General features: G+C 49.1%; 24 protein-coding genes and 1 pseudogene. 6 read left to right on the forward strand and 19 right to left on the reverse strand.

What is annotated here, in order from left to right:
- Window positions 1-288: 288 nt before the first annotated feature.
- A complete protein-coding gene (locus LQZ19_RS02960; protein ID WP_411046155.1) occupies window positions 289-1,365 on the forward strand; it encodes a transposase in 1,077 nt (358 codons plus the stop codon).
- A gap of 31 nt (window positions 1,366-1,396) precedes the next feature.
- On the opposite strand, the pseudogene LQZ19_RS19385 reads toward LQZ19_RS02960, so the two are convergent.
- From LQZ19_RS19385 to LQZ19_RS02995, 8 genes and pseudogenes are all read right to left on the reverse strand, one after another.
- A pseudogene (locus tag LQZ19_RS19385) lies at window positions 1,397-1,567 on the reverse strand (IS1182 family transposase); the annotation flags it as partial.
- Window positions 1,568-1,683: 116 nt separating this feature from the next.
- Window positions 1,684-2,109, reverse strand: coding sequence for a hypothetical protein (locus LQZ19_RS02965; RefSeq protein WP_411046156.1), 426 nt, complete (start codon window positions 2,107-2,109; stop codon window positions 1,684-1,686).
- Window positions 2,110-2,453: 344 nt separating this feature from the next.
- Window positions 2,454-3,173: a hypothetical protein gene (locus LQZ19_RS02970; protein ID WP_411046157.1), complete on the reverse strand. Its 720-nt coding sequence runs from the start codon at window positions 3,171-3,173 to the stop codon at window positions 2,454-2,456.
- 435 nt (window positions 3,174-3,608) lie between these two features.
- Window positions 3,609-4,052 carry a hypothetical protein gene (locus tag LQZ19_RS02975; protein ID WP_411046158.1) on the reverse strand — a complete coding sequence of 148 codons (444 nt, stop codon included), beginning with the start codon at window positions 4,050-4,052 and terminating at the stop codon, window positions 3,609-3,611.
- Window positions 4,053-4,230: 178 nt separating this feature from the next.
- Window positions 4,231-4,893, reverse strand: a complete 663-nt coding sequence (locus LQZ19_RS02980) for a glucosaminidase domain-containing protein (RefSeq protein WP_411046159.1) — start codon at window positions 4,891-4,893, stop codon at window positions 4,231-4,233.
- 160 nt (window positions 4,894-5,053) lie between these two features.
- Window positions 5,054-5,833, reverse strand: coding sequence for a tRNA 2-thiocytidine biosynthesis TtcA family protein (locus LQZ19_RS02985; RefSeq protein ID WP_411046160.1), 780 nt, complete (start codon window positions 5,831-5,833; stop codon window positions 5,054-5,056).
- Window positions 5,793-6,608, reverse strand: a complete 816-nt coding sequence (locus LQZ19_RS02990; protein ID WP_411046161.1) for a tRNA threonylcarbamoyladenosine dehydratase — start codon at window positions 6,606-6,608, stop codon at window positions 5,793-5,795. The genes LQZ19_RS02985 and LQZ19_RS02990 overlap by 41 nt, the downstream gene beginning before the upstream one ends.
- A 67-nt stretch (window positions 6,609-6,675) precedes the next feature.
- The gene (locus tag LQZ19_RS02995; protein WP_411046162.1) at window positions 6,676-7,326 is read right to left on the reverse strand and encodes a GntR family transcriptional regulator; all 651 of its coding nucleotides are present in this window, start codon (window positions 7,324-7,326) and stop codon (window positions 6,676-6,678) included.
- Between the two features lie 175 nt (window positions 7,327-7,501).
- Here LQZ19_RS02995 and LQZ19_RS03000 point away from each other — a divergent pair, with 175 nt between their 5' ends.
- The 4 genes from LQZ19_RS03000 to LQZ19_RS03015 all read left to right on the forward strand — a co-directional run bounded on the left by LQZ19_RS03000 (window position 7,502) and on the right by LQZ19_RS03015 (window position 11,872).
- Window positions 7,502-8,752, forward strand: coding sequence for a 3-isopropylmalate dehydratase large subunit (locus LQZ19_RS03000; protein WP_411046163.1), 1,251 nt, complete (start codon window positions 7,502-7,504; stop codon window positions 8,750-8,752).
- 9 nt (window positions 8,753-8,761) lie between these two features.
- Complete coding sequence (locus tag LQZ19_RS03005) at window positions 8,762-9,268, forward strand: LeuD/DmdB family oxidoreductase small subunit (protein ID WP_411046164.1); 507 nt, start codon at window positions 8,762-8,764, stop codon at window positions 9,266-9,268.
- Window positions 9,269-9,307: 39 nt separating this feature from the next.
- The gene (locus LQZ19_RS03010; protein WP_411046165.1) at window positions 9,308-10,495 is read left to right on the forward strand and encodes a mandelate racemase/muconate lactonizing enzyme family protein; all 1,188 of its coding nucleotides are present in this window, start codon (window positions 9,308-9,310) and stop codon (window positions 10,493-10,495) included.
- Between the two features lie 87 nt (window positions 10,496-10,582).
- A complete protein-coding gene (locus LQZ19_RS03015) occupies window positions 10,583-11,872 on the forward strand; it encodes a 2-hydroxycarboxylate transporter family protein (protein WP_411046166.1) in 1,290 nt (429 codons plus the stop codon).
- 100 nt (window positions 11,873-11,972) lie between these two features.
- Here LQZ19_RS03015 and LQZ19_RS03020 read toward each other — a convergent pair whose 3' ends face one another.
- Complete coding sequence (locus LQZ19_RS03020; RefSeq protein ID WP_411046167.1) at window positions 11,973-12,728, reverse strand: queuosine precursor transporter; 756 nt, start codon at window positions 12,726-12,728, stop codon at window positions 11,973-11,975.
- A gap of 198 nt (window positions 12,729-12,926) precedes the next feature.
- Window positions 12,927-13,847, reverse strand: a complete 921-nt coding sequence (gene cysK, locus LQZ19_RS03025; RefSeq protein ID WP_411046168.1) for a cysteine synthase A — start codon at window positions 13,845-13,847, stop codon at window positions 12,927-12,929.
- A 151-nt stretch (window positions 13,848-13,998) separates the two neighbouring features.
- On the opposite strand from cysK, the gene LQZ19_RS03030 reads away from it, so the two are divergent.
- A complete protein-coding gene (locus LQZ19_RS03030) occupies window positions 13,999-14,451 on the forward strand; it encodes a SoxR reducing system RseC family protein (protein ID WP_411046169.1) in 453 nt (150 codons plus the stop codon).
- Between the two features lie 34 nt (window positions 14,452-14,485).
- Here LQZ19_RS03030 and pdxA read toward each other — a convergent pair whose 3' ends face one another.
- From pdxA to LQZ19_RS03075, 9 genes are all read right to left on the reverse strand, one after another.
- Window positions 14,486-15,523: a 4-hydroxythreonine-4-phosphate dehydrogenase PdxA gene (gene pdxA, locus LQZ19_RS03035; protein WP_411046170.1), complete on the reverse strand. Its 1,038-nt coding sequence runs from the start codon at window positions 15,521-15,523 to the stop codon at window positions 14,486-14,488.
- Window positions 15,524-15,534: 11 nt separating this feature from the next.
- Window positions 15,535-16,683, reverse strand: coding sequence for an iron-containing alcohol dehydrogenase (locus LQZ19_RS03040; RefSeq protein WP_411046171.1), 1,149 nt, complete (start codon window positions 16,681-16,683; stop codon window positions 15,535-15,537).
- A complete protein-coding gene (locus tag LQZ19_RS03045; protein WP_411046172.1) occupies window positions 16,683-17,903 on the reverse strand; it encodes a four-carbon acid sugar kinase family protein in 1,221 nt (406 codons plus the stop codon). The genes LQZ19_RS03040 and LQZ19_RS03045 overlap by 1 nt, the downstream gene beginning before the upstream one ends.
- Before the next feature lie 25 nt (window positions 17,904-17,928).
- Complete coding sequence (locus LQZ19_RS03050) at window positions 17,929-18,882, reverse strand: 2-keto-3-deoxygluconate permease (protein ID WP_411046173.1); 954 nt, start codon at window positions 18,880-18,882, stop codon at window positions 17,929-17,931.
- A gap of 138 nt (window positions 18,883-19,020) precedes the next feature.
- Window positions 19,021-19,983 (reverse strand): serine O-acetyltransferase EpsC, encoded by a 963-nt coding sequence (epsC, locus tag LQZ19_RS19390; protein WP_486401701.1) that lies wholly within the window; start codon window positions 19,981-19,983, stop codon window positions 19,021-19,023.
- Between the two features lie 4 nt (window positions 19,984-19,987).
- Window positions 19,988-21,850 (reverse strand): family 2A encapsulin nanocompartment cargo protein cysteine desulfurase, encoded by a 1,863-nt coding sequence (locus tag LQZ19_RS03060; RefSeq protein WP_411046174.1) that lies wholly within the window; start codon window positions 21,848-21,850, stop codon window positions 19,988-19,990.
- The gene (locus tag LQZ19_RS03065) at window positions 21,834-22,781 is read right to left on the reverse strand and encodes a family 2A encapsulin nanocompartment shell protein (protein ID WP_411046175.1); all 948 of its coding nucleotides are present in this window, start codon (window positions 22,779-22,781) and stop codon (window positions 21,834-21,836) included. The genes LQZ19_RS03060 and LQZ19_RS03065 overlap by 17 nt, the downstream gene beginning before the upstream one ends.
- A 79-nt stretch (window positions 22,782-22,860) precedes the next feature.
- Window positions 22,861-24,033: a molybdopterin-synthase adenylyltransferase MoeB gene (moeB, locus tag LQZ19_RS03070; RefSeq protein ID WP_411046176.1), complete on the reverse strand. Its 1,173-nt coding sequence runs from the start codon at window positions 24,031-24,033 to the stop codon at window positions 22,861-22,863.
- A 15-nt stretch (window positions 24,034-24,048) separates the two neighbouring features.
- Window positions 24,049-24,324: a MoaD/ThiS family protein gene (locus LQZ19_RS03075; protein WP_411046177.1), complete on the reverse strand. Its 276-nt coding sequence runs from the start codon at window positions 24,322-24,324 to the stop codon at window positions 24,049-24,051.
- Between the last annotated feature and the right edge of the window lie 11 nt (window positions 24,325-24,335).

A 24,335-nucleotide genomic window follows, 5' to 3' on the forward strand; every position in this document is an offset into this window, starting at 1 on the left:
CCGTTGAGAAGCTCCACGAGAAGAAGATGGCGGAATATAAAAAGTTCCTGGAAAATAATAATATCATTTTTCCGGAAAATTTACAGATTTCTGCTTGACTTTTCTCATAGACGTTCCGGCTGTATACGAAGCGTTTGCAGTCCTGCAAAACTTTGGGTGAAGTGAGCCGTGGGAAGGAGCGAAGCGACTGACCTAGGCGAACGGAACCCCGAGGGCCTTCAAGGCCCGCAGCGTATACAGATCTGTTGAAGTTGTCGAAAAACATAAAAAATAGTATAATTACTTATCATGTCACGATACAAAACGACAGGGGCCGAATATGGCCAGGGGTTCTTTCTTGAAGTGAATCTTGCGGAGCAATTATTACCCGGAACCTTTGATTGGACGGTTAACCAGATTGTAGAAAATAACATAGACTGCGGCAAGTTTGATATTCTTTACAAGAATGACCAAGAAGGCCGGCCGGCCATTAATCCCCGAGCCCTCTTAAAACTGGTACTCTACGGGTATTCCCGCGGGATACTGTCCTCAAGGAAGCTGGAAAATCTGGCAAGAACAAATATAACGGCAAAAGCACTTACCGGGGATATCAGTACCGATCATGCGACCATAGCGGCATTTGTGTCAGGGCACAGCGAAGAAATGAAGGAAATATTTACAGAGGTACTGCTTGTCTGTAATGAACTTGAACTGATAAAAGGGGATATGTTTGCCCTGGATGGGTGCCGACTGCCCAGCAATGCCAGTAAAGAGTGGTCGGGGACCCATGAGAACCTTGAAAAGAAGCAGAAACGGTTTGAAAAGCAGGTAGGACGATTGATGGAAAAACATCAAAACAATGACCTGACCCATACTGATGATGAGAAGGATCGTCTACAGGGGGCGATAGAGAGGTTTGAAAAAAAAGCGGCCTATATCAAAGATTTTCTCAAAACAGCAGAGACACGGCTTGGGGTATCCGGAAAAGAAGTGCAATCAAATGTTACGGACAATGAAAGTGCGAAGATTAAGGAATTAACCGGGAAGGAAAAACCGCTTGCAGACACACTGCTGCTTGCGGATACCAATTATTTTTCCGAAGACAATTTGAAAATTGCTCAGGAACAGGGGGTTAAGGTACTCATCCCAGACCCGCATTTCAGAACACGGGAAGAAGGATTTAAGAACCGGAAAGGACATGTTAAAGAAGAAGACAAAAAGTTTACGGTACAGGAGTTTACCTACAATGAAAAAGATGATACGTATATCTGTCCCTGCGGAAAAGTTTTACCCTATCAAGGGGTAGTAAAACTGAACCGAAACACGGGGAAGGTATACCGGATGAAACAGGGTGGGTGTACAGACTGCCCGCTTCTGAATATATGATGATTTTGAGCAATGTTCGCGGTTCTATTGCAGTCGCTCCCGTCTCGTCATTCTTATACCGTTGGTCGAAGATACTTAAATCCAGCTTTTTGTCGATTAATTCATTCAATGTGTATTCAAATGTGCCGGGTATTAGCTGTTTTTGCAGGTCCACCGTTATAAATAGGCCTTGATTCTTATCCACATACTTGTATCGTGCCATAATACAGTATTATATCATGATAGTTTTACTAACGCAAGGACTTTTTCAGCACCTTGGTTATGCGCCGTTAAATCCTGCTACGAAGCGCACACCAATGGACGGCGTGCGTTCTTCATTTATTCTTCAATGGTTACTTTTTTCCCAAAAGTTATAAAAGCATCGGTTAAATACCAATGCCCAGCAACGGTTATTTCTGCTTCATTAGCCAAAAAGTCCATAATATAACCTTTTTCTTTGCCATCTTCTGTCCAATTAAATGTATAACGATATATTTTTTTGGATTTATCAAAAGACCAATTTCCTGTATTCACCATATCATTTATGGTGTATTCCAGTTTCCCGCCTTCGTGTAACAAAAAACTATAAGTACCACTTTCATCAGTACCAACCAAGTTTTTGCCAACAACATCAGTTGGATCTAATAATCTCATTTGATTGTTAGAACGCTGAGCCCCATTACCAGATGATGATGGTGTTGAAAAACACCCCATGAGCATAACTATAGCAAAGGCTATACCCAAAAGCATAAATTTGTTCTTCATAAGAACCTCCAAACCAAATTTAGATACTAAATACATAATACCTTGAATATATTTATCACAATATATTTTTTTATGCAATATTAAAAATATTCAATTTAACAAAATATTTTCTTCATGCCGCATGGAGGCGGCACTTCATTAAACAAAAATTTCAGGATTTAATGGCGCATAACGTTCCGGCTGTATGCGAAAGTTTTGCAGGGCTGCGAACGCGAAGCGTTTGCAGCCCTGCAAAACTTTGGGTGGAACGAGCCGTGGGAAGCGAAGCTGACCTAGGCGAGCGGAACCCTGGAGGGCCGAAGGCCCGGAACGCATACAGACCTGTTATGTGCAGTTTTGGCCCCTCACATATATTGTATTTCATAACCTGAATCGTTATTTAATATTATTTTTATATTTTTGTGCCTACTATTATTTAAATATAAATAATCTGTCAATTTCATACGGTCTATTATAATATCAGTGTATAAAATTCTTATACTTATATGCTTTAAATCAAATATTGAATCATTAATTTCAAATTTTATAGTATTATTATTTGCCAATTTATCAGAATGATAGCTTCCAACTATTCCATCAAACCCTATTATTATATCCATGTTTGTTTTATTATCAATTTCAATTGATATATTTTTGTTATTTATTTCATATTTATACCATCTCGTACTTATTTCTTTTGAATTTAATTCGGTATTGTTTAAATTATCTACTTGATAAAAATCAACTTCATCATCAAATATGATAACATCAAAATACCATTCTAAGGCAACGGTATTTATTAAATTTGTCTTATATATTTCCAATACATTGTTACCCCTATCAATTGCGATAAATCCCGGATAATTTTCATTTTTTGGGTGGTTATCTGTAATATATGATCCATTCATAGGTAATGTTTTGTCAAAATAATTGAGATGATCAAAATATACTCCTATCTCATTTTTTGATTTGTTTGTAATTCTTAATTGTAAATAATGACTTACTAATTTACTTTCATTATTTCCTTCACAAAATAAATTTGAGTAAATATTAATAATCATTATCAATATTAAAATTTTTTTCATAAAACCCTCTAATTATTTTAATATTATTATCCGCTTATTGTCAATATAATGTTTGGCCAAAATTGCACATAACGTATTATATACGAAATACGCATAAACCATCCACTCCTAGTATATATGCGAATGCGTATATATCCCCTGACTGTAATATATACGAATTTAATTGCGCATATATTACGGATTTGGGAGTATAGGCGAACAGTGGGCGGTAGTAGTCTTCTTGGTCAATAGTATCCAGGGGGCTTTTGATTTTAAGAATTGCGCGGCGGGCTACATGGGTATATATCATAGTAGTTTTACTGCATGGACTTATTCAGCGGATTCGTTATATGAAGTAAAAATCTACTACGAAGCGTCCACCATGGACGACGGGCAGCTTTTTATATTTTATCATATACCTTTTGATATATTTTTTCATTCCGCTCATTATACTTTTTATTTTCCCCTACTGTTTTTTATAGTAATGTTTCCGAAAACGGCTTTTCCGGTTATATACAATTCAGGCCTATCCTTATCTATATTTTCTTCTGTAATTTTTGGTTGAAATATTCCAGAGAATATTGGTACTGTTTTATTTATTATTTTTATATCTTTTGATACAATAATTTCAACCAATCCGAATACAGCATTTACATTTATTACGGTCCTGCCTTTAGGAATATTCTCAACTATTATCTGATTTACACCAAACAGGCTGCTATATTTTCCGCCATTCCCGTTTAATGATGTTACATCCGATGTTCTCCAGGCAAACAATGAAACATGTTTTTCACTGATTTTTCCTATTGAGTTTCTATTATGATGAACAGATATCCCGTCAATTCTATCTACCAGCGTAAAATGAGTGTGGGAAAATTTGTAAACGCAATGAAGTACCATATCCCTTTCCCGTACATACGCACCGGCGGGCGTGGGGAGGGGCATACCCGGCTTCATGTATATGGAATTCTCTGTCGTAGTAGACCCACGTAGTGGGGCTGCGGAGACAGGCTCTACATGCACATGAAGCCGGGTATGCCCCTCCCCACGCCCGATTACGATAAATACTAGAAAAGGATTATGGCCCAGGCTGCCCCGCAGCAACACTAGAATTAGTATAAAGCCTCTGTAAAACACCAACGATCTTTTCAGCATAACTGCGATCAGTCGCCCAGGTACCCGTAAGGCCTTCGATGGTGGGCGCCGAACCGTAACGGACATACTTGTACCGGGGGTCTACCAATTCCTGACTCAGAGGATCCCCGGTGGCGTATCCCTTAAGATGCTGTATCTGAGCCCTGACGCCCATTTGCGGAGTGGGAAACCGTTCCCCCGGCTTTTCCGGACTCATGGCGCCGAGACCGCAAAAGTTATTCATATCATTGGTCACCAGGCCTCCATACCGGAGGAATCCTGTTTCCAAACACATCTGGGCAAAGGCCACATCGTGATCCACCCCTTCCAGTGCGGCCTCCTCAACGTAAAGAAGGGAAAGCTGCTTTACAAATTCGGGGTCCGCAGCACTGTTTACCTTTAATAGAAAGGATGCTAAATATTCCGCATCCATCTGCCCCTGACCCAAAAGAGGCCAGTTAACGGTAGGGTTTATAGTCCGTTCGGCCGTAAAAGTCTCCGTCCGTTCCGGACTCACCCCTGGGGATTGATCCGGAACCTTTCTTTCCGCTGCGGAGCTGCTGCTTTCGGGGGAGGTATTTTTAGCCGGCGGCGAATTCGTAATCATAGTCGGCTTTCTCGGTACAACCGACCCCTTGTCACGGGAAACAGGGACCGCTTGGGAGCTGGCGCAGGAAAAAAACACCTGCATCCCTGCACTTATAAGAAATAAGAATACTATTATACTTTTCCGCATATACACCTATCGGCATCCAGCCCTGAATTCTTCATTCATTCTCCATTAACAGATCCCGATCTCCGGAAGAAAGGGCCTTAAAGATACGCCGTTTTACCGCCCCGGAATTGCCGGTAAATTCGGCAATACGCTTCCGAACGTCCCGGCGCTTGGAGTTGATCCCATAGGGGCAGGTACAGACCGCCTTGAGGATGTCCCTTTCCGCAGCGCAGGCTATGATCTGCTGCTCTTCCACATAACCCAGGGGCCGGATAAGGCTTACGGGGTATTTCCGGTAAGCGAGGAGCATGGGCATGGCGGAAAGCTCTCCCTTGGCGGTCATGTTCATAAAGAAGGTTTCGATAATATCATCCAGATGATGCCCCAGGGCGATCTTGTTGAACCCATTTTCCACCGCATATTTCAGAAGTTCCGTCCGCCGCTGGGTGGAACACCAGTAACAATTCATCTTCTCCCCCTCCTTGAGCCGACCGATGATCGGCACGAAAAGGTCGGTAAAGGGGATGCCCCACCCCTCCAGCCGCTGGGAAAGGGCCGACTTTTTGCAGCAGGCGCAGAAATCGCTGGAAATGTGGATAGCCGCCAGTTCGTAGTTTTTTTTCAGCGCCGGCCTGATAGCTGAAAGCGCCCAAGCCATGACGGTAGAATCCTTACCCCCGGAAGCGGCAATAAGGATCCGGTCCCCCTCGGTGATGAGGTTCCGCTCCAGTATAGCCTTGGCGCTAAGCTTCTGCACAATCGTACTGGCCCCGGCTTTGCGGAGAAACCGGTTAGCCATTTTGAACCATGTCCACCGGATGGTACCGGGCATACACATCCTGGAGCACCAGACTCCCCAGGATCATCCCCGCAGTGGCAGTAACCGTGACGGCGCTGCCGTTGATCACCTTTTTTGAACTGCACCACTCAATTGGGGCATTGGGGTCATCCCGGTTCCGGGCGGGACACAGGCACTGGGCGGAACCACAGGCGGCAACCACACCGGCGCTCAGGGGGAGCCGCTCGGCACTGTAGACTACGGTAAAATGCCCCTGGAAACCCCGCTTTCGCAGACCAGAACGGACCAGACGGGCCAGGGGACAGCCCTGGGTTTCCCAGATATCCCCGGTTTTAAGCTGGGTGGGATCGAGTTTCTGAGCCATACCCATGGAAGAAAAGAGCGGGACACTAGCGGCGGCGGCGTATTCAATCAGGTCCAGCTTGTGGGTGATGCTGTCGATGGCGTCAATCACATAGTCGGCGCCTTCAATGCCGAAGTCACCGGCGCTTTCGCGGGAAAAGACCTTCCCAAAGGCGGCGACATCACAGGCGGGGTTGATCGCCAACAGCCTGTCCTTTAGGACATCCACCTTAAACTGCCCTACGGTGGCGGCGATAGCCTGGACCTGGCGGTTGATATTGGTAACGCAAACCGTATCGGAATCGACTATGGCGATATGCCCCACCCCGGACCTCGCCAGAGCTTCGGCGCACCAGCTCCCCACGCCCCCAACCCCGAAAACAATCACCCTGATATTGGCAAGGGCTTCCATGGCTTCGGCGCCGGTAAGGAGGGTCAGTCTCTGAAAAATCGGGTTCACGGGCATTGTTTAAATTGTACCCAATGGAAGAGCTCTGTCAATGAGAATGAGAAATGAGGAACAACCATGTACTTTAAGGATTTCTCGGGAGCTGGTAGCTTCTTAACATGTTTTCTAAACCTCGTGAAACATGTTTATGCATGAACTGCTGGCTCTGTTCGGCTTGGTGTCCGGCAATTGCGCTTATAATCTGTTCATGCTCATATATAGATCGGTTGAAATGATCCATATTTGATACAGCTTTCCCCTTTGATGCGCCGTTCCACAGACTCATGAGGAAGCTGTACAAGCGCTGGTTATCTGCGGACTCCCAAATAATAGTATGAAAACGTTGATTATAGTCGGCGAATTCCTCCGGAGCAACTCCGGGGAGTTTATTTTTAATGTTCCGGGTTATTTCAGCAATTTCGCCGGTATCCATATTATTATTGGCAGCACAAAATGCGGCTTCTCCTTCAAGAAGGATACGCATCCTGTAATGATCCTGGATAAATTTAAGATCAATTCCCAGGACCAGGGCGTGTTTATTCATCCGGAGTTCAATGAAGCCCTCCTCAGCCAAGGTCTGAAAAGCTTCCCGGATAGGGGTTCGGGAGATACCGAGTTGTTTACTAAGTTCTGTAAGGGATAAGGACTGACCTTCTTTAAATTCCCCTGCAAGGATCGCTTTTCGCAATTCTGAGGCAACTCGAACCCGCATGGGCATTAAATTTATTGATTTCACACCATTTTACCTGACAAATGAATCATAGACCCTCATATTTTACTATTTAAAAAACGAATTTGTCAATAAATGGAATTTCTTCAAAAATTTTAAACTTATTGAAAAAATATGTTGCCTTATAATAAAAGTCGTGTTAGCATCTTGTATACGATATACGATATATCAGGAGCTTGTAATGCATGCAATAGAGAAAATTCTAGCCAAGGCAAGTGGAACAGACAAAATCAAAACAGGTGAAATAGTTAATGCCCGTATTGATTTTGCTGAAATTAACGATCTTTATCTTCAAACTATCTATTCCTTTAAGGAGATGGGCGGAACCAAGGTCTGGGATAATACCCGGGCGGCCTTTGTTTTTGACCACTACGCACCGGCGCCGACGATTCAAACCGCCCAGATTCACCGCGAAATGCGGGAATTTGCCCGGGAACAGGGTCTGCAATACCACTTCGATATCAATTGCGGGGTGTGTCATCAGGTGATGATTGAAGCAGGACTTGTTTATCCGGGAATGATCCTGGTAGCGACCGATTCCCATACCACCACTCATGGAGCCCTTGGCGCCTTTGGAACCGGCGTGGGAGCCACCGATATGGCGACTATCTTGATATCCGGCGAATTGTGGTTCCGGGTACCGGAAATAATAGAGATACGTATAGACGGTACTCCTCCCCGGGGGGTATATCCCAAGGATGTGATCCTCCATATCCTTGGTACCCTTAAGGCGGATAAAGCGGTATATAAGGCTATCGATTTTACCGGAACGTATGTGGATCAGTTGGATATTCCCGGGAGAATAGTGATTTGTAATATGGCGGTAGAGATGGGCGCCAAAACCGCTTATATGCAGCCTAATAAGGCGGTGCTTGACTATGTCAACATTCGAGCCGTACGGCCCTTTGAGATCCCGGTTACCGATCCGGGGTACGTGTATTCTGAATCCTATGTATTTGATGTGAGCAGTTTATCCCCCCAAATTTCTTCCCCCCATAGTGTGGATAATGTACAGCCCATTGAAGAGATTCCAGCCGTGGCGGTGGATCAGGGCTTTGTGGGGGCCTGTACCGGAGGCAGGGTGGAGGATATTGGGGAGGCTGCGGAAATCCTTCGGGGTAAGAAGATCCCCCAATATGTGCGATTGGTGGTTATACCCGCCTCCGCCGCAGTTATGGAAGAAGCCATGCGCCTGGGGTATATCCAGGATCTGATGAAAGCCGGAGCAACCATTTCCAGTCCGGGATGCGGTCCCTGTCTGGGCGCCCACGAAGGGGTAATAGCCCCGGGAGAGGTATGCATCACCGCTTCCAACCGGAACTTCCCGGGCAGAATGGGCAGCACTGGGGCGCAAATTTATTTAGCCTCCCCAGCCACCGTGGCTGCGTCGGTACTAAAGGGGAAAATAACTGATCCCCGGACTTTACTTTAGGAGAAACCAATGGATACAAGCTTTAGCGGAAGCGCACTGGTACTGGGAAAGAACATTGACACGGATCAGATTTTTCCTGGGCGTTTTCTGGAAATTACGGACCCCGTTGAAATCGGAAAATTGTGTCTCTACGGTGTTGACCCGGCAATTGCGGGGCACTTTCAGAAAAAGGGAATCATTGTGGCGGGAACAAATTTCGGCTGTGGTTCCAGCCGGGAACATGCTGCAATAGCCCTTATTAATATGGGCGCCGGTGTGGTTATTGCCGAATCCTTCGCCCGGATATTTTTTCGGAACGCCATAAACCTCGGCCTTCCCCTGTTAACCTGTTCCGGCATTACCGGCAAGGTTCAGTCCGGAGACGCTCTGGAAGTAGATATAAGTACCGGAAAAATAACACTTTCCCGAACCGGTGAACAGTTTTCCTGTCCCCGGATAGGAGAGCACGCCATGTCCATTCTTCAGGCAGGAGGAATCAAGGCCCTGTTCAGAGCACGGTTAGGAAAAGGGGCATAGCCTCTAAATCTTATAGAAAAAACCAAAAGGAGGTATCGGATGAAAATTACTGATTTAAAAGTTCTTATGGTGAACAGTTTTATGTATGTAAAAATTTTTACTGATGAGGGGCTCACCGGATTAGGTGAATGTGGAGCCTGGGGGTTTCTGGACGCGGCGAAGGCAGCGGCGGAAATCTTTAAGGGTTATCTTATAGGCAAAGATCCCCTGCTTATTGAGCACCATTGGCAGTATATGTACCGCAGTTTCCATTTCCGGGGCGCCGCAGTCATGGGAGCATTAAGTGCCATAGACATTGCACTTTGGGATATTTCGGGTAAATACCATAATGCCCCGATTTATCAGCTTATCGGCGGTAAATGCCGGGATAAAATCCGGGTGTATTATCATGTTGCCGGGACCACCACCGAAGAAATGGTAGACCAATGCAAGAAAGCCAGGGACCTGGGGTATACCGCGGTGGGCCATCTGTCCCCCTTCCTGGACGAACCCCGCAGCAGAGCTTATTTTGAGACCGGCGCCCATCGTATAAATCGTGCGGTAGACCGGGTACGTCAAATTCGGGAGGCTGTTGGGGATGATCTGGACCTCTGTCTGGAACTACACCGGCGGATGAATCCGGGAGAAGCCATTTCTTTTGCCCATGCAGTGGAAAAGTATACGCCTTTCTTCCTGGAAGATCCTATCAAGCCGGATAACTTTGACGCGATGGCGCTTATTGCCAACCGGATCAATGTCCCCATAGCCACGGGTGAACGTATCCACACCATCCAGGAATTTGAGATGCTTCTGGCCCGCAATGCAATGAGCTATGTCAGGACCAGCGTTTGTCTTTGCGGCGGCATCACGGGGACCAGAAAAATAGCCGCCATAGCCGAAGCTCATGACGCTTTGATTGTTCCCCATAACCCTCTGAGTCCCGTAAGCACCGTTGCTTGTCTTCAAATAGCGGCTGCCATTGAAAATTTCGCGGTTCAGGAACTTCCCGATCATGACGGACCAGCGGCGACCGAACGTTTTGTCTTCGATAAAGCTGAGAACGTCAAAGCCCTGAAACAGGCGGATATTGTTACTGCCCTGCCGAAGGTTACCAATGGCTTTATCGCTTTACCCGAAGGCCCCGGCCTTGGGTTGGATCTTACGGAGAATGTGGAAGAACGGTTCCCCTACAAAAAACGGGAAGTATATACCAGGTTGAATACGGATGGTTCCATCTGCGATCAATAAGAGCGCTTCCGCAAAACGTCTGCCTGCGGCTCGGCGTTTCAGCGGTTTGCCAAAGTTTAAGAAAACTTGTAATCTGTGGAGGTTATAATGAGTTCACTTTTGAATAATGCCAACGTTGGGTTTATTAAATTAAAATACTATCTGATTATGCTTGTGATTACCATCACTGCAATAGCTCTGAACGCCGTCCCCCCGGGATGGCTTGGAGGATTTCTGGTCTGTACTATTTTGGGGATGGGCCTCATCGCAATCGGCGATGTTTGTCCCATCATCAAGGATTTTTTTGGGGGCGGGGCTTTCCTGGCAATCTTCGGAGGCGCCGCACTCATCTATTTTAATGTGATCCCCGCGGGAACCGTCAAAATTATCGACAATCTGATTCGTCCCATGGATTATATCGGATGGGCTGTTATGGGGCTTATCTGCGGCAGCATCCTCACCATGAACAGAAAACTGTTGATCCGCGCCGGAATGCTGTACCTGCTTCCCCTGCTGGCGGGGATCCTCTTTGCGTTTATCTTCGCCGGCTTGATTGGAGCCATCTCCGGATTTGGGTGGAAACAGGCAATTATGTTCATCGCCCTGCCTATCATGGGCGGCGGTACCTCTGCCGGTGCAGTACCCACATCCCAGCTCTACGGCGCGGCCCTTTCCCGGGACAGCGGCTATTACCTATCCCTTTTAATGCCTGCGGTAGTAATGGGGAATGTACTGGCTATAGTCGGCGGCGGTCTGCTGGATCGCCTGGGAAAAGCAATACCTTCATTGACCGGCAACGGCGTACTTATGAAGGGTGTTGATCTGAGTGAAGGAAAACTGGAATCTGAACCGTTACAGTTTGAACATCTTGGTACGGGATTTATCCTTTCCGGCGTCTTTGCCGCCCTGGGGGTAATAGTTGCCAAATTTGTACCCGCCATACATTACTATGCCTGGACCATTGTTATTGTAGCCATAGTTAAGATCGTCGGACTCTTTCCGAAAGCCATGGAAGCCCAGATGGCCCAGTGGTACGATTTTATTCTCAAGATAACCCTGCCTGCGGTTATGTTTGGTATCGGATGCGTTTATACGGATCTGGCGGTGGTTAAGGAATCCTTCAGCCTGTTCTACTTTGTTATCGTTCTGGTTACTGTTATCGGCGCGCTGTTAGGTACCGCCATATTCGGAAAGCTGGTAGGGTTCTACCCCATAGAATCCATGATTACCGCCGGCCTCTGTATGTCTAACATGGGCGGCACCGGCGATGTGGCCACCCTTGGCGCAGCCAAGCGTATGTCCCTTATGCCTTTCGCGCAGATTTCCTCCCGTATCGGCGGAGCAATTGTCATTATTATTGCAAGTATCCTTACCGCGGTCCTCGGTAAGGGATTGTAAGTTCTCCACGGGGCGGTGGAAACGCCCTATATGCCGACGACAACCGCAGGGTCGGCAGCATATAGGGTAAATCCGGAACGATTCGGCTTGCCCAAACCCGTTACGGAATATCCGGACTTTGACCCCCCGGCGGTACGGTTCGATCTTGAAGCTTAAAGGGGTTAAAGCTTATTCCCACATCATAGGTGTCAATTGATTCGGCCTTCTTCAGCTTAAATACCGCCAAATATGTTGCGGGGGTCATGATCACCTCAATGGTACATTTCAGTATGTAGTTGGTTAACACCAGGGAGGCAAAGAGTTCCCAGCCGAAGACTCCGGTGAGGCTGGCGATAAACACAAAAACTACACTGTCCAGCAGTTCCCCTACCAGGGTGCTGCCTATGGTCCGTACCCAGAGGAACCGGCCCTTCATAAGAACCTTCACCCGGGAGAGGACCACGGAGTTGGAAAATTCCCCCACCCAGTAACCGGCGAGGCTCGCCAGGGCTATGCCGCCGGTGCTCATGCCCCCCAGGATAGCGTCATAGGCTGCGGACCCCGCATAGGCCTCCCATTCGGCATCCGCCGGGAGAACCCGGAGTAAGAGGAATACCAGGGAAGACAGGGCCAGGGCGGCAAATCCCGTCCAGATAACCCGCCTGGATGCACGGAAACCATAGACTTCGGTGAGGATGTCCCCGAAAACATAGGACAGGGGGAAGAGGAGGGTGCCGCCGTCAAAGGCCAGCCTGATGCCGAAGAGGGAAAAGCCAAGATCCACGATTTTTGCCGAAGACGCTACGTTGCTGACGACAAGTACCGTCACAAAAAAAGCCATAATCAGATCGAGGAAACGGAAAGATCGGGTATTCACAGGAAACTCCTTGTTTTGGTAAGGCGGGTAACAGGATGACCGCCGCAAAAGGCGCCAAGCGCCAATTGGCGCCATATTAGCATGGAGGAGTTGTTAATACAACTACAAATTCTTACATACTTGTAATTTTATATATATAAAGGGGGCGAAATTGTTTCTTCATTTCGCCCCCTTTTGCAGTGTTACTACAGACTCAGGTTAATCTTCCCAGAGCCAGGTTGAAAGGTAACGTTCTCCCGTATCGGGTAGTACAGCCACAATGGTCTTACCCTTATTTTCAGGCCGCTTTGCAATGGTCAGAGCTGCTTCCAGGGCTGCGCCGGAGGAAATACCCACCAGGATACCCTCTTCCTTAGCTGCCCGGCGGGCGATAGCGCCGGCCTTTACATCATCGGTCTGGTAAATCTCATCCACAATATCTTTCCCGTATACCAGGGGTACAAAACCTGCGCCGATACCTTGGATCTTGTGGGGCCCGGGCTGTCCGCCGGAAAGAACCGGAGAGGCCGAGGGTTCCACGGCGATAACCTTTACCGAGGCTTTCTTGGACTTAAGATACTTGCCCGCGCCGGTAATGGTACCGCCGGTGCCGACCCCGCCGATGAGGATGTCAACCGCCCCTTCCGTATCATCCCAAATTTCGGGTCCCGTGGTTTTCTCATGGATTGCGGGGTTAGCCGGATTGTTAAACTGCTGAGGAATATAGGAATTGGGGATGGTAGCCGCCAGCTCTTCCGCCTTGGCAATGGCTCCCTTCATACCCTTGGCGCCTTCGGTCAGTTCCAGTTCCGCCCCCAGAGCTTTGAGGAGCTTCCGCCGCTCAATACTCATGGTTTCCGGCATGGTCAGAATGATCCGATAGCCCTTAACTGCCGCCACAAAGGCAAGGCCGATACCGGTATTACCGCTGGTAGGTTCAATAAGAACCGTACCCTTTTTAATTTTGCCTTCCTTCTCGCCCGCTTCGATCAGCGCAAGGGCGATCCGATCCTTAACACTGGAAAGAGGGTTAAAGCTCTCCAGCTTTACATACACCGTTGCCCCGCTTTCATTGAGTTTGTTGATTTTAACTATTGGGGTTTTCCCAATCAGATCCGTAATTTTGTCTACCCTAGCCATATTAACCTCCTGTGTTAATTCCTAGTATTAATATAGGCATTATATATGTAAATAGACCGTCTGTCAAGTACTTTCTTAAAAAAATGGATGATTTTTATCATCGAAACCCTATTACCTTGACCTCTTCAAACTTTCGGTGAATAGTTATGATATGAAAGAAACCGGTATTGTTACAGACATTAGGGGAGAAATGGCGGTGGTTAAGGTGGAACGGCTGCTTACCACCGGGGGCGGCTGCTGTGTCAATGTCACCACCGTGGAATCCGTCTTCCTTGAAACCCGGAACCTCTGCCAAGCCAACATTGGCGATCATGTCAGGGTTGAATCGGATTATGACAAGGTAAAATTCCGGAATCTGGTCCAGATAGGTCTCTGCTTTGCCGCCTTTATCATCAGCCTGGGTATAGGGGACACTCTCTTGCCCCGGCTAGGCGTTTCGACCTACAAGGGACCCTTATCTTTCGGCCTGGGAATGGTTATGGCAATCGCCGCATTTGGGATTATACGATGGGCTAATAAAAAAAATCCCTCGGATATTCCTATCGCCTATGAGCTGGCGGCACTTCCGGCGCAGTTCCCAATGGAGCCTGCGGCATCTCTGTAATTCATGAAATCCCGGATAACGCCGGGGTTTTACCCTACTTTTTGTTTATCGCCAGGGTAACGCCGTATTCGATGGCATTTATAAGGCTTGACTCATTGGCCGTACCCTGCCAAGCATGTCCAAAGGCAGTCCCGTGATCTACGGAACTTCTGATAATTGGCAAGCCCAGGGTAATATTCACCCCATTAACGGTCTTCCATTTTCCTGACTTCTGATCATACTGGAAGCCCAGTAATTTAAGGGGGATATGTCCCTGATCGTGGTACATGGCTACCACAATATCGTACATTCCTCCATGGGCCTTGGAAAAAACCGTATCCGGCGGAATAGGACCTTCGGCGTTTATCCCTTTGGTACGGGCCGCTTCAACCGCAGGAGCAATCTCTTCAATTTCCTCCCTGCCGAACATACCGTTTTCACCCGCATGGGGATTCAAGCCCGACACGGCGATTTTGGGTTGAGTTATGCCTAAGCTTTTACAGGTATTATGGGCCAGTTCAATAACCTTAAGGACCCGATCTTTTTTTACCCTGTCGCAGGCTTCCCTCAGGGAAACATGGGTTGAAACATGGACAACCCGCAGGGCATTGTCCGCCAGCATCATGGAATAATCCTTTGTCCCTGTCAGATCGGCGTAAATTTCAGTATGCCCCGAATAATGATGTCCCGCCAAATTAAGGGCTTCCTTATTGAGGGGATTAGTAATAGTGGCGTCAATCTCCTTGGCAAGTGCGAGTTCGATCACCCTCTTTATCGAAGTGTAGGCGGCTTCACCGCTCATGATATCTACCTTACCGATCTTCAACTTATCAATATCCACATTGTGCAAATCAAAAACGTCAATAGAACCATAGGTAAAAAGACATTCCTTAACAGAGGATACGGGATGTATAACCAAATCTTGCCGCTTTACCGCTTCCCGTGCGGCTTTTTCAATAACGCCGGCATCCCCTACCACTAAGGGGCGGCAAATATCGTAGATATTCTTCTGCCCCAAGGCTTTAACCAAAATCTCCGGACCTATTCCCGAAGGATCTCCCATGGTAATACCAAGGATGGGTTTATAACTCATTTTTCCAACTCCTATATTACTTGACGGTAAATAGATCGAATATCATCCAGGGATAATTCTTTCATGTTATTTACCAGCAGTCTTGTTTGCTGACTTCCTGCCAGAACCAGATCTTCCAAGTCCGCTTCTTTTAATCCAAAGGCTTTAAGACTTACAGGTATTTCAGTATTCTTAACAATCCCGGAGATCCGCTGAATCAGAACATCCGCTTTTTTTTCATTCGTTTCCGCTCCATGCTGAGGATACACCGTATCACAAAGCGCTGCCAAACGATCCGTACAAACATCCTTGTTAAAGGTCATTACCTGGGCGAAAAGGATGGCATTGGAGACCCCATGGGCGATATGATACCGGCCCCCCAGGGGATAGGAAAGAGCATGCACTGCGGTGGTACCGCTGCCGGTAATGGCAACTCCGCCATAGAATGCTCCCAGGAGTAAATTCTGCAGGGCTTCCTTATCTCCATGATTATACGCTTTTTCGATATTCAAAAATATCAGCTTAGCCCCAACAGATGCGTAGAGATCCGATAAGGGCGTTGCTTTTTTACTGGTGTAACATTCCACACAATGGGCCAGAGCATCCACCCCGGTGGCGGCGATAATAGACTTAGGCAGAGCAGCAACACAATTTACGTCCAGAATAACCTCATCGGGAATCAAGGCAGGGCTTACGATCCCCTTTTTTACCTGTTCTTCCGGAATAGCCACAATGGCATTACAGGTCGCTTCACTTCCGGTCCCGCAGGTAGTAGGAATCATCACTGTGGGAAATTGCTTTTTGGCCTGAAGGGGGTTCTGTAAAAGATCCCGCACTTTATAGGGAGCGCCAAGAAGTACCGCAACAAGTTTTGCGGTATCCAGAACCGAACCGCCGCCAATGGCTATGAGTAAATCAACCTGGAAATCTTTTACCGAGGCAAGCGCCTTCTCCACATCCTCCACCGATGGTTCCGGGGGAATCTCGTCCACAATCTCCAGGAACGCACCTGTTTTTACAATAGCCGCTTCCAAGCCCGCAGTTACCCCCAGCTTGCGTATAGACTTTCCGGTAAATACTAATACCTTTTTAGCCTTATTTCTTTCTATTATTTCTCCTACCTGTTCCAAGGCCCCGGGACCAAAGTTAACACGCCGCGGTAATTGCAGTAACGCGCTCATCAATCTGCTTCCTTGAGTTTGCGTAGCCCATAGAAAAGCGCATCCTCTTTTCCAAAGGCGCCCGCCTTGGTCACAATCTTTAGTCCTTCAAATCTACCACCCCGTAAACGCATCAGAGGAATACCTACGGCGATCTCAGTGGTAATGGAAGAACCGGATGATTCAGCAACTTCAAAGAAACTCATTGCCGTATCACCACCCGTTAGGAATAGCCCGGAGACAGTTACTTCGTTCAGTATCTGTCCTATAAGCTGCCCCAGGGTTTTCTGGGTGAACAGGCTCAATGCTTCAATAGCCATATTCTGCCGTGCGGCGGCATCGTTGGATTTTTTCAATTCGTCGGCGGAATAGGTTGAAGCGGAATGAAGAAGGGCATCCTTTCCGGACTTTAAAAGCCCCACCACCTGAGCTACAATATCCTCCAATTTGATTTTCTTTTCCAGAACATCATACATGGGGACCTTTACCAGTTGTATTCCCTGTTTTTCCGCATAAAGAACCTGCCCCCGGGATACGGAACTGAGACTCCCCACCACGGCCAAGGCCGGAGGGATTGGGTCTTTTATGCTCAGTAAATTATCTGCCATAGCGGCGGTACCGACCCAAAGAACACGTTTTTTTGTCCCAAGGGCCGCGAGAATAATATTCCGCATATCCTCATTGGAAGCGGCGTCAAAGGTAAAAATACGCCCCTTCTCCAGGGGGATGTTACCGGAACGGACCGCGTCAAGCCCTATATGCACCACAGGTTCGTCAAAGGAAGCGGACATAAGCTTATGGATATTGTCTTCCGTTACCGGCGCTTTGGGGTCCCGGGCAATTTCTGTTTGGCTTACCGGCACGCCGTTTAAAAGATGTATTTTATCGACGGTGGTACGGCCCAGATCGGGTAGTGCGGGAGCGCAGATAATAAGCTCACTCTTAAAATGCGTATCTATTGCCTTTGTTTCCGATCCCATTTTTCCCCGCAGGGTGGAATCAACTTTTTTCATCACATAGGCAAATTTTTCAAAGGGAATCGATGCGATTTCGCCGGATACCCTATCAAAAGCATCCTTGTCGGAGAATCCTCTTGACTCGGTATCAAGTACACATGAATCCTGACCGGTGATCAGTTTACTGGAAAATACAACACTGGTAGGAATACCGCGGCGGCGAATCTGCACACCAGTATCATTAGCACCGGTAAGATCATCCGCAACAATTAAAAAATAATCCATATTTATATCCATCCTCTATTAAGTTTTAAGCTGATTGGGGAACCTTTTTCTTTTCAATCTTAGAGAGCCAACTAACCAGAAGCGGGCAAAGAATTGCGGTTACAATAATTGCGGCAGCCACTTGAATAGTAGCTGAATCCGAAATAACACCGGCAAGCCGGGGATCTGCAGCTGCAAGAGCAGCGGGGGTAGCAACAGCATTTCCGGCGGTTGTACCGATAGCGGCTCCTGCAACGGGATGCTCGGATTTAATCAGCTTCATAACAAGATAACCACCAAGTCCGGTAAAAACGGTGCAGATTATGCCGAGCAGGATTCCGGGCGCTCCGGCGGAGGCAAGCTGCTTAAGATTCAAGGCCGCCCCCAGGGGGAATGCAAAGAAGGGAATGGTAACAGCGGTACCATTATTCAGGAATTTTCTCAGATTCTCGTCCAGATTGCCGAGGATACAGCCGACAACGATGGGCAGGATAGCGGCGATCAGGAGGATGAAAGGGATTTCCGCAAGTCCGGTGAGACCAAAGGCCACCATAGTAAAGAAAGGACCGTCATTAATGGACAGGATAGAAACCGCCCCGATATCCGTGGAATCGCCGAATTCACCGGCCAGAGCCGAATACAAACCCCCGTTAGAGTTAGTAACAGCGGCTACAATAGCCAATGGCGTAAGGCCTAAAACACCCATTGGGCCAAACAGTCTGTTTAGAACAACCCCTAAAACAGCGCCGATAATGAATTTAACAAGGGTCAACAAAACCCCCTTAACTACCGGCAGCCCGGCCTGTTTAACGTTAATTTGGGCGCCGTTACAGAACAGAAAAATTGCAATAATTGTTGTGGCGCCGTTTTTCCAAAGAGCGGTGGTAAAACCACCAATGCCAAGAAAACCCGGGAAAAAAGTGTTGAGCAAAACACCTAATAACAAAGGAACAACCATCAACCCGCCGGGAACTTTTTTCACAGTATCCAAAATTTTCATCGCCAAGTCCTCCTAATTATTTCAAAAAACATAAAAACTCTATACATAGAGCTGTTATAGACTCTAATATGTTCTAATTTTTAAATCAAGTACAATGAAGCCGAAAAATCTACAAAAGGTATCATTTCGGCGGCAATTTTAGATCATATAATCAAAAACATCATCCTGCTGAAATTCCTTTTGTTCCCACTTGTCATCATGCTCATCGGATTTAAACTGCAGTTCCGGGTTCTTAACGCTGACCTTGGTTTTTTCCGGCACCGACTTGGTAACAAAAGCATTACTGCCGATAACCACACCCTCGCCAATAATCGTGTTACCCCCAAGGATTGAAGCTCCGGAATAAATAGTAACATGGTCTTCGATGGTGGGATGGCGCTTCACTTCCTTCAAAACCTGACCGCCCCGGGTGGAGAGAGCCCCCAGGGTAACTCCCTGGTAGAGCTTTACGAAGTTGCCGATCACCGTGGTTTCACCAATGACGATCCCCGTACCGTGGTCGGTAAAAAAATGATGCCCTATGGTTGCCCCGGGGTGTATATCAATACCGGTAACGCTGTGGGCGTGTTCCGTCATGATCCGGGGGATCAGGGGAACCTCCAGTTTGTAGAGTTCGTGCGCCAAGCGGTTCACCATGATAGCATAGATTCCGGGATAGGAAGAAATGATCTCATCCCTGCTGAATGCCGCAGGGTCCCCTTCGAAGGAAGCGGAAACATCCGTGGCAAGAAAATCCCGAATTTCCGGAATCCGCGCCAAAAAGGAAAAGGTAAGCTCCTCCGCCTTGCTGTCTATATTCTTCGCCTCCGCCGCAGCGTAGCTATCCACATGCCGGAGAGCCCGGGCGATCTGCCGGGAGAGATGAAAACTCACCTCCTCCAGAAGATCCCCGGCGTAGTATTCCACCAGGCCAGCGGATATATTCCGCCGTCCGAAGTACCCGGGAAATATAAGGCACCGCAGTTTTTCCAGAACCTCAAGGATCACATTCCGGTTCAATTGATTCCCGGTATCAATCTTAATGATCTCTTCATGGTCCTGATAACTCTTTACCAGCAAATTTACCAGGTGCTTGATTCGGATAGCCTCGGTTTTTTCCATTTTTTTACCTTCGTATTAATCCAAACAATGCCCTGACCAGCGCGTCGATTTCCCCGGGGGTATTGTAGAACGCCACCGAGGGACGTACGGTACCTTCAAGACCAAAGTTACGCAGCACCGGCTGGGCGCAATGATGCCCCGCCCGGACCGCAATGCCCTGGGTATTAAGGTACTTCCCAACCTCTTCGTTTTCGTAGCCCTCCAGCACAAAGGACAGAACACTGGCCTTGAGCGGCGCTGTGCCGATTAAACGCAGCCCCGGCACTTTTGCTAATTCGGTCATGCCGTACCGGACCAGTTCATGCTCGTAGGCGCCGATGTTCGCTATGCCGATGGCGCTGACATAATCCAGGGCAGCCCCGAGTCCCACCGCATCGGCGATGTTCCCCGTACCGGCCTCAAACTTATTCGGCGGCGCCTGATACAGGGTCCGCTCAAATGTTACATCGGCAATCATGTTGCCCCCGCCCTGGTAGGGCCGGGCCGCTTCCAGTACTTCGGTCTTGCCGTAGAGGGCGCCGATACCGGTGGGAGCGAAGATTTTGTGTCCCGACAGGACAAAAAAGTCCGCGTCCAGGGCAGTAACGTTCACCGGCATATGGGACACCGATTGTGCGCCATCGATGAGAACCCGTACCCCCTGAGCATGGGCGATGTGGATCATCTCCGCCACCGGAGCTATGGTACCCAGGGCGTTAGAAACCTGGGTAGCCGCCACAAACTTTGTGCGGCCGTTAAAGAGCCGGGAGTATTCAGGAAGGACGATCTGCCCAAGCTTGTCGATAGGAGCCACCCGTATAACCGCCCCCGTTTCCTGGGCGATAAGCTGCCAGGGAACGATGTTGGCATGGTGTTCCAGCATGGTAAGGATGATCTCATCCCCTGGGCTGAGCAGTTGTTTTACGTAGGCCTGGGCTACAAGGTTGATCCCCTCGGTGGTGCCCCGGACAAAAACAATATTATCCTTTGATGGGGCGCCGAGAAACCGGGCCACCTTTCCACGGGCATCTTCGTAGGCGTCCGTAGACCGGGCTGCCAGCTCATGGGCGCCCCGGTGCACATTGGAATTCTCATGCTCGTAAAAATAGTTAAGCCTATCTATTACCTGCCGGGGCTTCTGGGTAGTGGCGGCGTTATCCAGCCATACCAGATCCCGCCCATTTATCTTTTCCGACAGTATGGGGAAATCCTTTCGTATCTCCGATAGATCCCGGGACCCCACATAGATACTCTTCCCCGGTTCCTGTGAGACCGGCGGCAGTATCCCTACTGCCCGGGCAAATTTTACCGAAGGGCAAACCTCGGGAAAGGGATTGTCCTTAGACAACACCTTTGGCGCATAGGCCGCAGACGGCGCAGTATTTCCAGCGAAGCTTCCCGCGGTCGCCGCTGTTTGGGCGGCTCCCCCCAGGACGGCGCTGTCCGCAGCCGCGGCGTATGCGGCGGCTCCGGCCAAGGCGGCGGGGCTTATCCCACCGGCGTAACCGGCGGCATACTCCACGGCAGCCGCAGTAGTACTGCTGCCTGCAGAGCCGGCGCCTACCGCAGATGCGGGGTCACCCAGAACCGCGCCGAGGTCGAGGCTCTCGTTCAGAACACGCTGATAATCCGCCGGGGTGAGGGCGCCTCCCAGAGGAGGCGCTGCCTGAACAGTGATGGCCGGCTGGGCAGCTTGCGGCAGAACTGCTGCCGCAGCTTGTTCCATGTAGCCCGTCGCCTGGGCCGCTTCGGTCCCGGTGGCCGCCGGTACGGCGAATTCCGGAAAGTAGGCGGCGGCCAGAGCGGCTATGTCCGCCGAGGACGGGAGACCGGCGGCAAGCGGATCGTACTCACCGGGGACTCCGGGTCCGTTAGATGGGGTAATCATAGTAGTCACCCACCTCTACGTCTTCCAGCACGCCGATAGCATCGTCTGCGAGGATGGCGGCGGAGCAGTACAGGGAAAGGAGATAGGAGGCGACGCCGTTGTCATCAATACCCCGGAAACGCACCGAAAGACCACGGGACTGTTCTCCGGGAAGCCCCGCCTGATAGAGACCGATAACGCCGCGCTTGGCTTCGCCGGTACGGACCAGAAGGATATTGGACTTTCCCGCCTTGCCCTTGGGATCCTTGAGACCATCCACAAAAAGTTTGTTTGTAGGGATGATGGGGATACCCCGCCAGGCAATAAAGGTACCGCCGGCGATATTCACCGTTACAGGCGGAACGCCGCGGCGGGTGCACTCACGCTCAAAGGCTGCAATGGCCCGGGGATGGGCGAGGAAGAAGGAGGGATCCTTCCATACCTTGGAGATCAGTTCGTCCAGATCGTCCGGCAAAGGACGGCCGACCCGGGGCTTAACCCGCTGGGTATCGGCAATATTGTTCAGAAGACCGTAATCATCACTGTTGATAAGCTGGCTCTCCTGCCGTTCCTTGAGGCTTTCAATGGCCAGGGAGAGCTGTTCCTTTACCTGATCGTAGGGGGCGCTGTACACGTCCGAAACCTTGGTATCAACGTTGATGATGGTGGAAATGGAATTGAGCTGATACTCCCGGGGTTTGGTCTGGTATTCAACATATCCCTTGGGAATATCAATCTTCTTGGGGTCCTGGCTGCAAAGCACATCCAGGGGAGCATCCCCTTCCACAACTTTGTTTACCCGATAGATACCCGCTTCCAGTCCCTTGAATTCAAGGATCTTCGTGATCCACTTCGGGGTTAAGGCGCCGTATTGGGGCGGCGTCTTAGTAACATTAGCCAGCTGATAGGCTGCTTCCTTTCCGAGGGCGTTCAACAAATTCTTGTCTGCCATTATTTACTCCTTTTTTTAGTGCGGCGACTGCCGCATAGTCTAATCGAAGCGAAACGAAGTTTCGCATTACTCCTTGTATTTAATAAACCGGCAGAGAGGTATCAACCTCCCGTGCCCAGGCGTTTATGCCGTCCTTAAGATTCAGAAGCCGGCCGGTATAGCCCGCCTCTCTCAATGCCCGGATAGCGAAGACACTCCGCTGTCCGATTTTACAAATGAACACCGCGTCAATCTTCGGGTCAAACTCATCGATACGCCGGGCCATCTGCCCCAGGGGTATAACCTTGGCCTGGGGAAATTTGACGATGGCCCGCTCGTGGGTTTCCCGGGTGTCGATGATCTGGATAGGATCGTTCTTATCCAGCCGTTCCTTCAATTCCGTTGCGGTGATGATCTCCACGGGCTCCTCATCGGTATTCTTCTTGAGGCCGCAGAATTGCTCGTAGTCGATAAGCTCATGGATGCTGGGTTCCTTGCCGCAGATAGGGCAATGGGGGTCCTTGTCCAGTTTGAGCTCCCGGAATTTCATCTTCCAGGAATCGAAAAGGAGGAGCCTGCCCGTAAGACTGTCTCCGCCTCCCACAATAAGTTTGATCACCTCGTTAGCCTGGATGGTTCCCACGATACCCGGCAGTACTCCTACCACACCGCCCTCGGCGCATGATGGGACCAGCCCCGGCGGGGGCGGTTCCGGATAGAGGCAGCGGTAACAAGGCCCTTCCTTGGCGTAGAAAACCGATGCCTGCCCTTCAAATTGGAAGATGGAGCCGTACACATTGGGGATGCCCAATAACACGCAGGCGTCGTTCACCAGGTAGCGGGTCTGGTAGTTATCCGTACCATCGGCCACCACATCGTAGTCCTTCAGAATATCCAGGGCGTTTTCGCTGGTGAGCATGGTGTTGTAGGTAACCACATCGCAGTACGGGTTGATGCTCTTGATCCGGTCCTTGGCGGAGGCCACCTTGGGCCGCCCCACATCCCGGGTCCCGTGTATCACCTGGCGCTGAAGGTTGGACTCCTCCACAAAGTCGAAGTCCACAATCCCCAGCTTCCCGATCCCCGCCGCCGCAAGGTAGAGCGCTAGAGGCGCTCCCAGACCGCCGGTCCCCACAATGAGTACCCGCGCAGCCTTAAGCCTCTTCTGCCCCTCAAGCCCCACCTCAGCCAGGAGCAGGTGCCGGCTGTACCGCCCTATCTCCTCGTTACTGAGATCCTCTAATTTCCTATCTTTAATAATACTATCTGCCATTCTAAAATCCCTACCTCAAGCCCCCCCGGCAATAGCCGGTACCAGCATGATGGCGCTTCCGTCGGCAACCTTGGTGTCCAGACCCTGGAGGGCCTTTATATTGGTCTCCCCTACAAATACGTTGATAAAGGACCGTAATTCGGTCCCCTGGTAGAGATGCTGTTTAATATCAGGATAGGCATCGGCGAAATTCCGAATCGCCTCCCCCACGGTAGCGCCTTCCACCGTCACTTCGGACTTACGATCCGTAAAGTTCCTCAGCGCCGTGGGTATCAAAAGTGTAACTGCCATACTCTGTGTTC

The organism is Treponema primitia (assembly GCF_046533075.1).
In the GTDB taxonomy this organism is placed as follows: Bacteria; Spirochaetota; Spirochaetia; order Treponematales; family Breznakiellaceae; genus Termitinema; species Termitinema primitia_B.

Excerpts from the sequence above, each read along its gene's own strand:
- LQZ19_RS02960 (WP_411046155.1), top strand. The coding sequence starts at position 289 with ATGTCACGATACAAAACGACAGGGGCCGAATATGGCCAGGGGTTCTTT.
- LQZ19_RS02965 (WP_411046156.1), bottom strand. The coding sequence starts at position 2,109 with ATGAAGAACAAATTTATGCTTTTGGGTATAGCCTTTGCTATAGTTATG.
- LQZ19_RS02970 (WP_411046157.1), bottom strand. The coding sequence starts at position 3,173 with ATGAAAAAAATTTTAATATTGATAATGATTATTAATATTTACTCAAAT.
- LQZ19_RS02975 (WP_411046158.1), bottom strand. The coding sequence starts at position 4,052 with ATGGTACTTCATTGCGTTTACAAATTTTCCCACACTCATTTTACGCTG.
- LQZ19_RS02980 (WP_411046159.1), bottom strand. The coding sequence starts at position 4,893 with ATGATTACGAATTCGCCGCCGGCTAAAAATACCTCCCCCGAAAGCAGC.
- LQZ19_RS02985 (WP_411046160.1), bottom strand. The coding sequence starts at position 5,833 with ATGCCCGGTACCATCCGGTGGACATGGTTCAAAATGGCTAACCGGTTT.
- LQZ19_RS02990 (WP_411046161.1), bottom strand. The coding sequence starts at position 6,608 with ATGCCCGTGAACCCGATTTTTCAGAGACTGACCCTCCTTACCGGCGCC.
- LQZ19_RS03000 (WP_411046163.1), top strand. The coding sequence starts at position 7,502 with ATGCATGCAATAGAGAAAATTCTAGCCAAGGCAAGTGGAACAGACAAA.
- LQZ19_RS03005 (WP_411046164.1), top strand. The coding sequence starts at position 8,762 with ATGGATACAAGCTTTAGCGGAAGCGCACTGGTACTGGGAAAGAACATT.
- LQZ19_RS03010 (WP_411046165.1), top strand. The coding sequence starts at position 9,308 with ATGAAAATTACTGATTTAAAAGTTCTTATGGTGAACAGTTTTATGTAT.
- LQZ19_RS03015 (WP_411046166.1), top strand. The coding sequence starts at position 10,583 with ATGAGTTCACTTTTGAATAATGCCAACGTTGGGTTTATTAAATTAAAA.
- cysK (WP_411046168.1), bottom strand. The coding sequence starts at position 13,847 with ATGGCTAGGGTAGACAAAATTACGGATCTGATTGGGAAAACCCCAATA.
- LQZ19_RS03030 (WP_411046169.1), top strand. The coding sequence starts at position 13,999 with ATGAAAGAAACCGGTATTGTTACAGACATTAGGGGAGAAATGGCGGTG.
- pdxA (WP_411046170.1), bottom strand. The coding sequence starts at position 15,523 with ATGAGTTATAAACCCATCCTTGGTATTACCATGGGAGATCCTTCGGGA.
- LQZ19_RS03040 (WP_411046171.1), bottom strand. The coding sequence starts at position 16,683 with ATGAGCGCGTTACTGCAATTACCGCGGCGTGTTAACTTTGGTCCCGGG.
- LQZ19_RS03045 (WP_411046172.1), bottom strand. The coding sequence starts at position 17,903 with ATGGATTATTTTTTAATTGTTGCGGATGATCTTACCGGTGCTAATGAT.
- LQZ19_RS03050 (WP_411046173.1), bottom strand. The coding sequence starts at position 18,882 with ATGAAAATTTTGGATACTGTGAAAAAAGTTCCCGGCGGGTTGATGGTT.
- epsC (WP_486401701.1), bottom strand. The coding sequence starts at position 19,983 with ATGGAAAAAACCGAGGCTATCCGAATCAAGCACCTGGTAAATTTGCTG.
- LQZ19_RS03060 (WP_411046174.1), bottom strand. The coding sequence starts at position 21,850 with ATGATTACCCCATCTAACGGACCCGGAGTCCCCGGTGAGTACGATCCG.
- LQZ19_RS03065 (WP_411046175.1), bottom strand. The coding sequence starts at position 22,781 with ATGGCAGACAAGAATTTGTTGAACGCCCTCGGAAAGGAAGCAGCCTAT.
- moeB (WP_411046176.1), bottom strand. The coding sequence starts at position 24,033 with ATGGCAGATAGTATTATTAAAGATAGGAAATTAGAGGATCTCAGTAAC.
- LQZ19_RS03075 (WP_411046177.1), bottom strand. The coding sequence starts at position 24,324 with ATGGCAGTTACACTTTTGATACCCACGGCGCTGAGGAACTTTACGGAT.